A 12,932-nucleotide genomic window follows, 5' to 3' on the forward strand; every position below is an offset into this window, starting at 1 on the left:
GCCTAATCTTCAAGTTCGTCGATGATTCCCGTAGCGGTGAACGAGCGGACGTGCGCGGATTCGCCGTCGAGCGTCTGCGGCGTTTCGATGCTCGTCTCGATCGATTCGAATCGGTTTGCCGTCTGGATCAGCCTGCTGTCGAGCGAAGCGATCGTCTTGTTGTAGTTGCTGACGGCCGAACGCAGCGAGCCCCCGAGTTTGTCGACGTGGTTGGCCACCGTCCCGATCCTTTTGACGAGGGTGCGGCCGAGGGCGAGGATCTCCTGGGCCTCCTCGGTCACCCGGGCCGAGGACCAAACTGCCGCCACGGACCGCAGGAGCGCGAGGAGGGAGCTTGGAGTGGCCGGGGCGACTCCGGATTTGAGAGCGTCTTCTAGAATGGTCGGATCGTCGGCCAAGGCTTGCGACAAAAGCGACTCCGTTGGGAGGAACATGACGGTGATCCGGGGGGAGCCCGGAAACTCGGCAGGATAGTCGCGTTTGGCGAGCTCTTTGACGTGAGCCCGAACCGCCCGCGCGTGCTCGGCGACGAGCTCCGAACGCCGAGCCTCGGAAAACTGGTCGGTTCCTTCGATCTCCTGTGCCTTGAGCAGTGCCGTGAGGGGAACTTTCGCGTCGACGGCGATGTGCGCGCCTCCCGGAAGATGCACCGTCATGTCGGGGCGCGCTGCGGACGCGCCGGCCCCGTTCGTCGTCGCAACGTTCTGTTGCTCGGAGAAGTCGGTGTGCTTGAGCATCCCCGCGGACTCGACGATGCGCCGCAGTTCCACCTCGCCCCAGGTTCCCCGCGAGGAGACGGACGTCAAGGCGGCACGCAGCGACGTCGTCTCCCGGGCGAGTTCCCGGTGAGCCGAGGCCGTCGCCGAAAGCTGCTCGCGCACAGCCGCATCCTGCGCAGCCTGATTGGCCTGCATGGATGCGACCCTCTCGGTCATGTCTTTGAGCCTTGCGGACAGCGGTTCGATCATCCTCAGGAGAGCCTGCTCGTTTCGGGCTCGCTGGGAGAGCTCGACGTTTTCGCGTTCGAGCACGTCCGCTCGGCCGGTCGCTTCGGCGGCCGCCGCCTGCCATCGCGTGGCGTCCGCCTGGGCCAGCCCGAGCTCCGCCCTGTGATGCGAGGAGTCCTCATCGTTTTGACTGCGCCTCCGGTCCACCGAAACGTAGTGGCCGAGGCCGAATCCAGAACCGAAAACGGCAAGAAGGAGAAGCACGAGGAGCAATGCTGGAATCTGCATGAATCGATCATCGCACGAGTCTCCGACGCTTTTCGGCCGGTCGTCTCCACCTCCGGGCAGACGTCAGGCCGACGCCGTCCGAGATCCGCTCGACGGAACGGTCGCGTTCAGCCCAAAGGCAGCCTGCCGCTCGGCTAGTCGAACGGCGCTCGCGCCGCGCCCTCGATACAATCGGCGCGTGAAGGAACGCAGCCGCGATCGTCGGGCGCCGGGGCAAGGACCGACGCCGGACCGGAACCCGATGTCCGAACCAAGTCGAGCGTCGGAAGCGAACCCGACGACGAAAACGAGCCGGACATCCAAACCGGGCCGCAAGCGTCGATTGGCTGAACGAGGCCAATCCGCCGCCAAGAGACGCGCGCGAGCCGGAATCTCCCTGTTCTTCTTCACCAACGGTGCGATCTTTGCGGGAATACTGCCGCGGTTTCCCGAGGTGAAGAGCGCCTTGGGCTTGACCAACACCGAGTTCGGCGTGTTGGCAATCGTTTCGGCCGTGGGGTCGATGTGCTCGGCGAACCTCCCTGCTTACTTCATCCGCAAGATGGGGGCGTTGTCGTCGTCGCTGTGGTGGACGGTTGCGCTCGTCGCGGCCATCGGCTTTGCCGGCGTGTCCGTAGAACTGAAAAGCCCCGTGTTTTTCGGGGCTTGCCTGTTCATTGCGGGAGCCTCGGACGCCATCGTCGATATGGCACAAAATCGCCATGCCATGCGGATTCAAGCGGCGTACGGGAGAACCGTCATCAATTCGCTCCACGCTCTGTGGAGCGCGGGGTGCATCGTAGGCGGCCTTCTCGGCACGGGATTGGCGGCTTTGGGCGTGCCCCTGTGGATTCACACGCTAGGCGCCTCTCTCGCGCTTTTGTGCGTCGCCGTTGCGGCCGTCCGTCTATCCGAGCTTCCCGACGACGCCGACCCCCAGCGGGCCCGGGCGGAGCACGCCCATGGCGGTTTTCTCGGCGCTCGTTTTCTGACCTTGGTTCCCCTCGCCCTCATAGGAATTGCCGGAATTCAGATCGAGATCGTCGGCAACGACTGGAGCGCCAACTTCTTCGCTGGCCCCGTGGGGTGGAAAGCCGCCGACGCCGGAATCGCCTACGTCATCATGGTCGCCGCGCAGTTCGTCGGGAGAATTCTGGGCGATCCGATGGTCGACCGCTGGGGCCGGGTCCCGGTGGCCCGGGCCGGTTTTCTCCTGTCGGCCATCGGATTTGCGGCTGCTGCCGCTGCGCCCGTCGCGGTGGTCTCGCTCGCCGCCTTCGCTTTGGCGGGCTTCGGCAGTGCCACGATCGTCCCCGCCGTTTACGCAGCGGCCGACGCCGCGCCAGGCTTCCGCGAGGGAAGCGCGCTGACCTTCGTCGGCTGGTTCATGCGGGCGGGAAACTTGGCGACGAGTCCGCTCATCGGCGTGATCGCAGACGGGTGGGGCCTGCGCTTCGGCATTCTCTTGCCTTTGGCTCTCGGCGCGGTCGCGCACGTCTACATGAATCGCCTCGACTACGGCGACGCACCCGACGTCGCCGTAGCGAAAGCGCTCGAAACGAGCCGATAGGCGGTCCGTCGGACAAAGAAACCGGCGGGCAACGCAAGTGCGGGGAAAGAGCGTCGGTCCACGGCCCGAAGAATGCGCCGGCGAAGGCTCCGGCCGAAGGCGCGGAGCAGGAAGGCGTCAAAAAGCGGGCGCCGCACACCTTCACAGTGTGCGGCGCCCGCGGGTTTCGTCAGATTCGTTCACTCGGCGTCGATGTGCTTTCGGCGGCAAACGAGCAGCCGTTCGAATTGGCCGTTCGTCGAATCGCCTCGCGTTTCGATCCGCAGCGACGCGTCAATCTGCCGGCCACGCGTCGTCACTTCTTTGCCGCGTTCATCTTGACGTTGACCAGAGCGCCGCGGTCCACGGCCTTTCCGGCGACAACCGTCTTGCCCGACGGATCGATGGCCTTGGCGACGTCCTCGGGAAGGGGTTTGCCGCTGCCGCGGGCCTTGCTTCCTTCCTTGAGGCTGTAGTTGCTCTGGTTGTAGGCGCTGTTAGAGTCGGCCTCCTTGACGAAGTAGGGATTCTGCGCCCGGGAGCCGAAGGTGTCGAGAGCGTGGGTTTCGATCCCCTTGACGGCCTTGCCCGCGTTGGAATCCTTGGAGATGTCGGCGGCCTTCGCGAACTTGACGTCCATGGGTCCCTCATGGGGATCCTTTGACGGAAGGTCCCAGTTCATGACGATCGGCTCGTTGGACTGGTTGCTCCTGTAATAGACGTTGTAGTCGAAGCCGGCAAACATCTGATTCGAGAAGATTTCCTTGCCGTTCGTGTTCTTGGCGCCGTCAAGGTAGACAGGCATGGCCAGCGGAACGTTCGTGGCGTCCTTGGGGCCGTTGGAAGCCCGGGACGAGAGGATGTTGTTGTAGACCTCAACGCCGGTGGTGTTCCAGCTCAGACGGTGCTTTGTCGACCATTCTTCGGGGAACACGCACTTTTCGCTGTTCTTCTCGCGGGAGTTGCAACCGTCATACCGCGCGTCCTCGTAGATGTAGATCGGACGGTAGGTGCGCGATACCGTGTTGTTGTACACCTTCACCTTGTCAGTTCCGCCAACTGAGATGCCGGTGTTCGACCCTTCGACGACGTTCGAGGCGATCACCCCTCCGCTGGAAACCTCGTAGAAGACGGCTGTTCCCACGTTCGTGAAGAAGTTGTTGACCGTTTTGGCATCGATGCATCCTTCGTCGCACCAGAAAGCCGGGAAGGTCGTCGTTCGTTCGGACGCCTTGGAAGCCTCTCGCGGAGCCGCCGAGTAATCCACGACGTTGCCTCGGAAAACGGTTCTGTTGGTGTGCGTCACCTTGATGTCCGCGATCGTGCAGTAGGCGAAGCAATCGTGGATGCGGAACTTCGCCGTGTTGTTGTTGGAGAAGTAGTTGCCTTCGTAGACGATGTCGTCCGAACGGTTGGCGCCCGCGGCTCCGCCGCCGTTGTCGACGAAGCGGTTGTTGGCCGCGCGCGAGCCGTGCGAGTCGCTGAAGCCCAATGCGCCGCCGGACGAGACCTGCGTGAAGGTCGAATCGACGACGGTCGACTTCGATCCGGCGATGAAGACCGCGACTGCGCCCGCCTTGTCCTTGAACACGGGGTCATTCTGGAGCTTCCACGACTGGACCGGCGAGTACTGGGCGACGTTGATTCCCTTGAGGTTGAAACCCTCGGCGCTGACTGTGATGGCCCTGGCGTTCTTCGAAACCTCGGTGGTTGCGTTTGTGGGATCCGAACCGACGTAGTAGGTGATGGCGTCCTGCTTGCCGACGTTGAAGCCCTTGCTGTTGTTCTTGGGGTCCTTGAGGGTCGTAGGAGTCTTGTCCTCGACGTAGAAGGTGCCCTCCTTCACCTCGGCCTTGGAAGCGACCTGGCGGAGCGCCTTGCCGTTGATGAAAGCCTGCTCGGGGTAGGCCGCCATGCCTTCCTGCTTGGGGTCCTGGTTGACCGTGCAGACGGTGCAGAAGTTGTGGAAGTTGCCCGTGGCCGCCCAAGCCGAGCCCTGCTTCTTCCACTTGGCTTTGTCGACGACCTCGCTTCCCTTGAGCCAAACGGTCGCCCCCGGCGCCGACTGGATCGTGATGTTCTTCTTGGTGACGTCGATCGGGTCCGGCCGGTAAGTGCCGGCCTTCGCGACGACGGTTCCGCCGTCCTTCACCGTGCTGAGCGCCTTCTGGAAGGTGGCGAACGGCTTGGACTCGGTTCCGTCGTTGGAGTCCTTGCCGTCGGTTGCCACCCAGGCGACGTTCGTCTTGGGGACGTCATAATTGCCGATCCGCTTGTTCCCGGTTGAAGGCGCCGGGAGGTCGGCGTTCGCCTGATTGACGTTGTCGGCGGAGCCGCCCGACGTCGCGCCGTTGCCGCCTCCGGTCGCCTGCGAGCTCCCTCCGGCATCCTTTGAATCGGCAGGCGCCGACGTCGCGTTCTTGCCGCCCGCTCCGTCCGCCTGCGGAGCCTGGGTGCTCGTCGCCTCCGACGCCGCAGTGGATCCCGAAGCCGATGCCCCCGGCTCGTCCGCCGACGTTCGGCACCCGGCGAGGGCGCTGATGCAAAGAAGACCCGCAGTGACTGAAACCGTTACCTGACGCGGCAGCGTGATGTGGATTCGTTTCATTGTTCTCCCTCATTGCGTGGTGGTGCAGTTCGAATGAGTTTGGTTGCAACTCAATCACGTGCTATTTTGAAACCATTGTTATAAGAATGTTATCGCGACGCAACCGTGCAGGGGGTGTTTTACTACCCATATGCTCGACTTTCCTCTTTGTTTTCAAGGAATTGTAGGCGCTTAAGATCGATTGAAAAATGTAGGAAACGTAACGGCGTCCGACGTCGGAGGCTGGGCGATGTTGCCGACGGACGTTGCCCGCCGGCCTGCGGGTGGCGTGCCGTTCGGGAAAAATGTGGTGATGTGCGGCGCAAAGTTCTTTCTAGTCGCTGCTGTGGCCGTGTGCGCACGTTTCGCGGCCAGCTGGGCGAACCAACTGGCTTAGAAGCTCAAAAGCAAGGAAAAATCAACGATTCAGGAGGAGGGGTACGTAGACTCCGCTTGGGAAAGGGATGGCAATCTCCGAGTGTCTCATAAAGCTATTTTGCACAGATGGGCAAAGCTATCTTGCGAAGCCGTTCGAATGTGATTTCTCGCAGACTCATCGCGTTCCCGTCGGATCGCGTCTTTGTCAGAGCCTTTTCGCGCCTAATAGACTTCCGGGACATGCATTGAGCAGGGCGCTGACGCGCATTGAGGGCCCGACTGTCCTGATCCAGTCGCGGCTGGGCGGAGGAGGGCGCTGACGCGCATATAAGGGGGCTGACAGACGAAATTCGACGATCGACTGAGCCGTTCGTCTCGCTCTTCTGGATAAGCCTTGCGACGGGCGGCGCGGCGCTCACGGCTCTGTTTGTCTCCGCCTGACTCGTCCCCGTCCGGCGGAGCGGCCCACATTGTAATTATTGCGCGCCATCGCAGCAGACGACTCGTCCCCGTCTGGCGGGGCGGCCCGCGTCAACGTTGCTGGCAGCGAGGACTAGTGCGACTCGTCCCCGTCCGGCGGCTCCTCGCCGCCCCGCACTCCCGGCTCCTTCCCGCGCCCCAGTCGGGATAAGAAGTAGCCTGGAAGCGAGACAATCTTCGAAGGGCGACTGTCCTCGAAGGAAAGCGAGCTTCAAGGGCGGCAAGCTTCGTGAGGCGGCAATCCTCGAAGCGCAACAAAGGAGGGCGCGATGAGCGAATCGACGGAGGGGCGGTTGTCGGGCGGCCGCTTGCTCGAAGGGCGCACGGCCTTGGTGACGGGCGGAACGAGCGGAATCGGACGCGGGATCGCCGAGGTTTTGCGCGAACGCGGCGCGGCGGTCGCCGTCACCGGCTTGACCGACGCCGAATGCGAGGAGGCCCGTGCGGCCGGCTTTCCCGCATATCCGCTGGACGTGCGGGATCGTCAAGCGTGCGACGAGGCGGTGGCCCGCGCGGCGGGCGACCTCGGCGGGCTGTCCGTGCTCGCCTCGAATGCTGGCGTTTATCCGCAGGTTCGCATTGCGGACATGGCCGACGAGGACATTTCTGCGATTTTCGGCGTTAACGTCACTGGCACGATCCACATGGTCCAGGCGGCTGCGGCGGCGCTGAGAGAATCCGGGCGCGGACGCGTGGTGGTGACCTCGTCGATCACAGGCAACGTCACGGGATATCCGGGCTGGTCGCGCTACGGGGCGACGAAGGCCGCGCAGATGGGCTTCGTTCGCTCGGCGGCGATGGAGCTGGCGAAAGACGGCATCACTATCAACGCGGTCATGCCGGGCAACGTCGTCACGCCGGGCCTGGTCGCGCTGGGCGAGGAGTACATGCGGCGGATGGCCGCCGCGGTTCCGCTTGGATGCCTTGGCGAGCCGCGGGACGTCGGCGAGGCCGTGGCCTTTCTCGCCTCCGACGGCGCCCGCTACATCACGGGCCAGGCGATCGTCGTGGACGGCGGCCAAATCCTGCCCGAATCTCCGGAGGCCATCGCGGACATGTAGGCGAGGCGGCGGGTACCCAGGCGGGGCAATCGCCGTTCGTGCCGCTTGCCCGCGCGAGCGGCTTCGCGTGCCGGTAGAATCGATCCGTGTCATTGACTATCGGAATCGCCGGGCTGCCCAACGTCGGCAAGTCGACCCTGTTCAACGCCCTCACCCGCGCCACGGCTCTGGCTGCAAACTACCCGTTCGCCACGATCGAGCCGAACGTCGGCGTCGTGCCGCTGCCGGACGCGCGGCTGGACAAGCTGGCCGAGCTGTTCCACTCGGCGAAGGTCGTGCCCGCTACGGTCAGCTTCGTCGACATCGCGGGGATCGTGCGCGGCGCCTCTCAAGGCGAGGGCCTGGGCAACCAGTTCCTGGCCAATATCCGCGAGGCCGACGCGATTTGCCTGGTCACGCGCGCGTTCGCCGACCCCGACGTCGTCCACGTCGAAGGCCGCGTCGACCCGAAGGACGACATTGAAACCGTCACCACGGAACTCGTCTTGGCCGACGTGCAGACGCTCGAGAAGCAGATCCCGCGCCTGACCAAGGAAGTCACCGGCAAGAAGACGCCCAAGGAGGTGCTGGAGACGGCCAAGGCCGCCCTCGAGCTGCTCGAGCAGGGAAAGGTGCTTTCGGCGCACGGCACGGACCTCGACCCTGCCATTCTTCGCGGTTTCGGCTTGATGACCACGAAGAAGTTCATCTACGTCTTCAACACCGACGACGCCGGCCTGGCCGACGAGGCCATGCAGACCGAGCTGCGCGATTTCGTGGCGCCGGCCGAGGCGATCTTCCTCGACGCGAAGTTCGAGGCCGAGCTCGTGGAGCTGGAGCCCGACGAGGCCCGCGAAATGCTCGAGGCCTCCGGGCAGGACGAGTCCGGGCTCGACAAGCTGGCGCGGGTCGGCTTCGACACCCTCGGCCTGCAGACCTACCTGACGGCGGGGGAGAAGGAGGCGCGCGCCTGGACGATCCACAAGGGCTGGACCGCGCCTCAGGCCGCCGGCGTCATCCACACTGACTTTGAGCGCGGCTTCATCAAGGCCGAGATCGTCAGCTACGACGACCTGGTCGAGTACGGCAGCCTCGCCGAGGCCCGCGCCCACGGCCGCGTCCGCATGGAGGGCAAGGACTACGTCATGGCCGACGGCGACGTCGTGGAGTTCCGGTTCAATGTGTGACCCAAGCGCGGAAAGCCTCTTGGCCAAGGGCATGAAGGCGCCCTAGCGGCGTAATCTGCAAAAGGACCAGAGGCCGTTCTAGGGCGCTTACGTAACACAAGTATAGCCCAGAACGGACCGACGTTTGAGGAAGAGTGGTATGGATCTAACTGGTTGGGTCACCCAGGAGCGGTTTAACGAGTACATGGTTGCCGCGAACCGGGACATCGAGGCTGCCCGCGAGTTGTACGAATGGAATGTTGCGATCTCCGCCGCCTTCTTCGAGGTCGTCTCCCATGTCGAGGTTGCGCTGAGAAATGCGATTGACAAGATTCTCAGGCCGCTTGAAGTGACGGAGAGCGCCCGAACTGAAGTACGCAACGGTTGGTGGTTCGCCAGTTCCACTTTCCTGAAAGACGAAGACCTTGTTTTTTATCGAACGGCATGGAAGCACCTTGGCGACAGGGCAAAGGCAGCTGCGCGTGACAAGGTTTTCGCCTCGATGACCTTTGGGATCTGGGACGCCGTTTTTGGCAAACCTTACGAGCAACTTTTCCGGCGGCACCTCGTCTATGCCTTTCCCCACCGTCCTCAGGGATTTGAGCGGAAGACAGTCAAGCAGAGCGTTCAGGCGTTGCGAACGCTGCGTAATCGCATAGCGCACCATCAAGCGATTTTCGACTTGCCTCTCGAAGAGCGCTTTGAACAGGCTATGGATCTGCTGCGGTGGATCGATCCTGAGCTGGAGGCTTGGGTCTACGGGTTGTCTCGTGTCCCGGCGCTTCTGGACGAGAGACCTAATGCCGCCGAGTCGATAGCCGTCATAGTGCCCGCAAAGGATGCATGGACTTTCTACCAGGGGCACGGCGTCTATATATGCCAATCCGGTCGTTCCTTCCGACGGGTGAGCCACATGGGCTTCTACTCCGACGGCGCTCTGCAACGCGAAGTGCCCAAGATTCTAGAGCGCATCGATCCTGTCCCGTGGACTCCGGAGGAGATTGAGCGTCGGCGCAGGTCGGGATCCTCGCGTGACGAGCGCATCGCGGACGTCATCAAAGCGAGTCGAGGCCTTGGATGGACAGACAACGAGTATCAACTCTTCCTTCTGACGCAGCAGGACGAGCGAGGTCGCAGGGACGGGCATGTGACGCTCAGTTCCGAACTTGCCAATCAACGCACCGGGCGGGGGAGCGCCTGGGTTCGACGTCAACGATATGTCGCCGTTGCGGCATTGCGGTCCGCCGAATCGCTCGGGGACCTTGACCAGCACTAGGGGCGGTCGAAGAGAAACTGATCCTGTCTCCGTTGCGAAAACGGCTTTTGCCCCAGCCGTGAAGCCGCTTTTGTCTGTGCCGCCGTGATGCTGTAGATTTTCAGCAGCATTCGGACCTGCTCGGCTGTAGCCGGGCAGGTCCTTCGTATGCCATTCTTTGTCTATCGACGGATAAGCGGCAGGCACTATCAATGCTGCCGGCGTTGTCTGTGCCGCGTTTACCGCGGAATAGAGCCAGAACAGAACATCGAGATGGGGAACAGGCGCCACAGTCACAGCTGCACAAAAGCGGCGGCGGTCTCTCTGCCTATCCCGGGATTTCCTTCCTGCAATTTACGTGATTCAAATCCTGCGACCTGCCTGATTCAAGTTCTGCTATTTGCATGATTCGAGCTCGCTGGCTGGCGTTGGAACCCGAGCTTTTCCTGGGGTTGCCGAGTTTCTTTACGCGTGTGTGTTTGTGATGGAAATTTGACCTGAAGCACCTGAAGCAAACGGGGAGCATTGACTGTCAACATGGAGTGAAGAGCTGCAGCGCCGATTTGGGAAACTACGAGGTCACTAACTGCCCTCAGACAGAAGACGCAAGAGCAACGGCGTAGCTAGAAGTGTAAGTATCGCTGTTTTAAAAGTAAAGGTGATTTCTACTCTTCTTCCGAAGAGGAACGACTAGCGTCAGCTTGATTCTTATCTTGTTGGCTTGCGAGAGGTTCATCTAGGAAGGATCTGGTTCCCAACCTTGTAGATACCTATCGGCAAGCCGGAAAACTTCGTCATCACCTAATTTCTCGCGGATGTTAAGCAGAGCTGTCCTTACTTTGTCCTCAGACCCGAATAGTTTTACGAGCTTGTCCCAGTCGAGACGATCTTTCGACTGATCTTGTAAAGGATCTAATGACTGCGACGATGTGGTAAACCTAAGCGAGTAAAGCACTGATTGCAGTAGAACGGGATCGTTACTGGGACTGAGCGGAGCCTCACCCGTGTTTATCGCAACCTCATAGTAAATCGGTCCGGCGTTCCATTCGCGCGATGGCTTGTTTGGTGGCGTGTTCTGAAGTGTTTGGACAAAATCTGCATAGATCTGCTCCGCGAACGTCTCACTAACGAGTCCTTTTTCACCCAAATTACTATATCTTATAGTTTCAATGAGGTAAAGTTTAGAAGAGTATGTCTCAAGTCCCTCAAGAATCTGTGAAACAAATTTTTCCCGCTCCTCCTCTTTGTCTACGCGATGAAGAAGTGCGATGACAACATGTCTGACAGCAAACCCGCCTGCGATGTCGAATAAACTCCGTCGTTTCTTCTTTGAAATGGTGTCGATCAGATTCAGTAGCGTGATAGATCCCGGGATAACCATGTCGTCGGTGAATTTTGTTTCGTAGGAGGCAAGACCGTCTATGGCGTCTTCAAGCGTTTCGGGGGGCAATTTAGTCAGATAGCTCTCAATTAACCTTCTGTCGTTTAGAAGATTAACAGCGCATTCAGAGTATCGGAACGCGACGAGACTGTCCGGCATGACTCGGTCAAAGTAGAGGTTAAGAAAGTCGATATGGGCCATTCGACGTTCGGTCCGCCAAGTATTAAGCTGCTCGGACATGTGATCGTGTTGTGAAGCGGGAAATACGTACGCGAGAAGAGCTACAACAGTTTCGTTACCGGGAAATTCATTCAGCAACGATTCGATAGCACTCGGATTCCCTTCATCGCCCGAATCTTTGAACATTTCTTCGATGCCTTTACGGGTTCGCTTACCTGCACCTCCCACGATGACGCCTGCGCCTGCAAGTTCATTTCGAAGTGTAGGAAGACGCCGGAAGATTTCAGGACGGAAAACACGGAGTGCTTCCATTGCAAGAAGGTCGACAAGATCGACTTTGTCGCCGAGGTCCTTGATTGTCTGCTTGGCGGAGATCGCGTATCGAGTCACATCGCGTATGTTTGACAAGAGCGGTTCAATCACTTCCAAGTAGGCTGAGGCCCATCGATGTTCGTCGAGAGTCGCGTTTGTTATGGGAGACAAGACGCGTTCCAGTTCTGCGATTGTACGAGAACGAAGCAGTTTCTCTGATGCTTGAGGAATATCGAAGCTCAGAAGGACAATCTTTTCAAGATACGCGCGTCCTGAGATACCATCTTCAGAGAGGGCTTGCTCTACACGTTCTCTGTCGAAGGCCAGTAAGTAGATGATGTTTGGGAAGCTGGCTGTCAGACGAACAAGCTTGAAGATTTCACGGATCTCGATCTTAGTGAGCCGGTCGATGTCATCAATGACGACCACGATAGGCTCTTCAAGTTTACTGAGTGCTTTGGTAATGTCGTCTTTTATTTCCTGCACACTGCGGTCTGCACTCGTTGTTCCTGCGAGCCCGTTGATTCCAGCTGCGATAACTTCTCCCACTGCACTTGCACCAGGGAGGGGGATGAGTTTAGCGGCAGGTTTAAGGATTCCGGCATACTGTCCTAACCAGTCAGCTATCTTGCCGAGGCGGCTCTCATTCTTGACCTTCAGCTCCGCTCCGATTTGAGTGAAAAAGAAGTCGACGAGCTGGTCCGAGCCGGAGAACATCCAAGGGTTGAAATCAATGACGGTGAGAGCCCTCCTGGTTTTTGACTCTTCTGGCGTTGGATCTGACTCCTTGGGAATCCCTTCGAACTCTTCGCGCATTAGATTGATAAAAGAACTTTTACCATGCCCCCATGGCCCCATTACTGCTACAACGAGTCCTTGGCTTGCGTCGAGCTCCAAGATTGATCGCGCAAATGCATGTGCGACGGGTGCGCGTCCAAGATCGTCTTCGGCTGACGACCTGATCGGTGCGTCGATCAGGGGTCTTTCGCCGGAGCAGTCGTTGCTGTATGTCATTTTCTTCTCAAGCTCCTTTGCTTTGAGTTCTGGAGATACGGCGATGTCTACCCGCTTGCCCAATTGTCTCACGAATGATGCTTGGCGCACCGACGGGTCCAGCCAAAGCGAAGCTCACCTTTCGTGTGTGAGCATTCGTTTGCGGGCTTCGGGACAGGAAGAGAAACAATGTGTTTGCAGCGTGGGGAACAGTGTAACGGAGGTGCCCGCCCGCCAGATGGCAAGTTGTATTTGTCCTGGTCAATGTTAAAAACGACGGTTGCCTTTGCAGCATTCACTTGTTTTTATTTCGATGGACTTAGGGATCGCACGTGAAAGTTGTGGTGGTTGCCTGCCGTTGCGGGCGCAGAACTGACGGCTGTGGGCGGCCGGCACC

At 60.1% G+C, this 12,932-nt stretch carries 7 protein-coding genes; 4 read left to right on the top strand and 3 right to left on the bottom strand.

Features of this window, described 5'->3' with window-relative positions; genetic code table 11:
* Positions 1 to 2 precede the first annotated feature (2 nt).
* Positions 3 to 1,235 (bottom strand): DNA recombination protein RmuC, encoded by a 1,233-nt coding sequence (locus tag A4H34_RS04425; RefSeq protein ID WP_064231214.1) that lies wholly within the window; start codon positions 1,233 to 1,235, stop codon positions 3 to 5.
* Between the two features lie 178 nt (positions 1,236 to 1,413).
* Here A4H34_RS04425 and A4H34_RS04430 point away from each other — a divergent pair, with 178 nt between their 5' ends.
* Entirely contained in the window at positions 1,414 to 2,784 is a 1,371-nt protein-coding gene (locus A4H34_RS04430) for an MFS transporter (RefSeq protein ID WP_197480416.1), read from the top strand.
* A 295-nt stretch (positions 2,785 to 3,079) separates the two neighbouring features.
* Here the strand turns inward: A4H34_RS04430 and A4H34_RS04435 are convergent, their stop codons facing one another.
* Positions 3,080 to 5,371, bottom strand: coding sequence for a right-handed parallel beta-helix repeat-containing protein (locus A4H34_RS04435; protein ID WP_064231216.1), 2,292 nt, complete (start codon positions 5,369 to 5,371; stop codon positions 3,080 to 3,082).
* A gap of 1,106 nt (positions 5,372 to 6,477) precedes the next feature.
* Here A4H34_RS04435 and fabG point away from each other — a divergent pair.
* The 3 genes from fabG (at position 6,478) to A4H34_RS04450 (ending at position 9,690) form a co-directional block, all read left to right on the top strand.
* Positions 6,478 to 7,269 carry a 3-oxoacyl-ACP reductase FabG gene (gene fabG / locus A4H34_RS04440; protein ID WP_064231217.1) on the top strand — a complete coding sequence of 264 codons (792 nt, stop codon included), beginning with the start codon at positions 6,478 to 6,480 and terminating at the stop codon, positions 7,267 to 7,269.
* An 86-nt stretch (positions 7,270 to 7,355) separates the two neighbouring features.
* A complete protein-coding gene (gene ychF / locus A4H34_RS04445) occupies positions 7,356 to 8,435 on the top strand; it encodes a redox-regulated ATPase YchF (RefSeq protein WP_064231218.1) in 1,080 nt (359 codons plus the stop codon).
* Positions 8,436 to 8,574: 139 nt separating this feature from the next.
* A complete protein-coding gene (locus tag A4H34_RS04450) occupies positions 8,575 to 9,690 on the top strand; it encodes an Abi family protein (RefSeq protein WP_082903063.1) in 1,116 nt (371 codons plus the stop codon).
* A gap of 715 nt (positions 9,691 to 10,405) precedes the next feature.
* On the opposite strand, the gene A4H34_RS04455 is transcribed toward A4H34_RS04450, so the two are convergent.
* Positions 10,406 to 12,628 (bottom strand): KAP family P-loop NTPase fold protein, encoded by a 2,223-nt coding sequence (locus tag A4H34_RS04455; protein WP_156510258.1) that lies wholly within the window; start codon positions 12,626 to 12,628, stop codon positions 10,406 to 10,408.
* Positions 12,629 to 12,932 lie beyond the last annotated feature (304 nt).

It is taken from the genome of Peptidiphaga gingivicola, assembly GCF_001652275.1.
In the GTDB taxonomy this organism is placed as follows: Bacteria; Actinomycetota; Actinomycetes; order Actinomycetales; family Actinomycetaceae; genus Peptidiphaga; species Peptidiphaga gingivicola.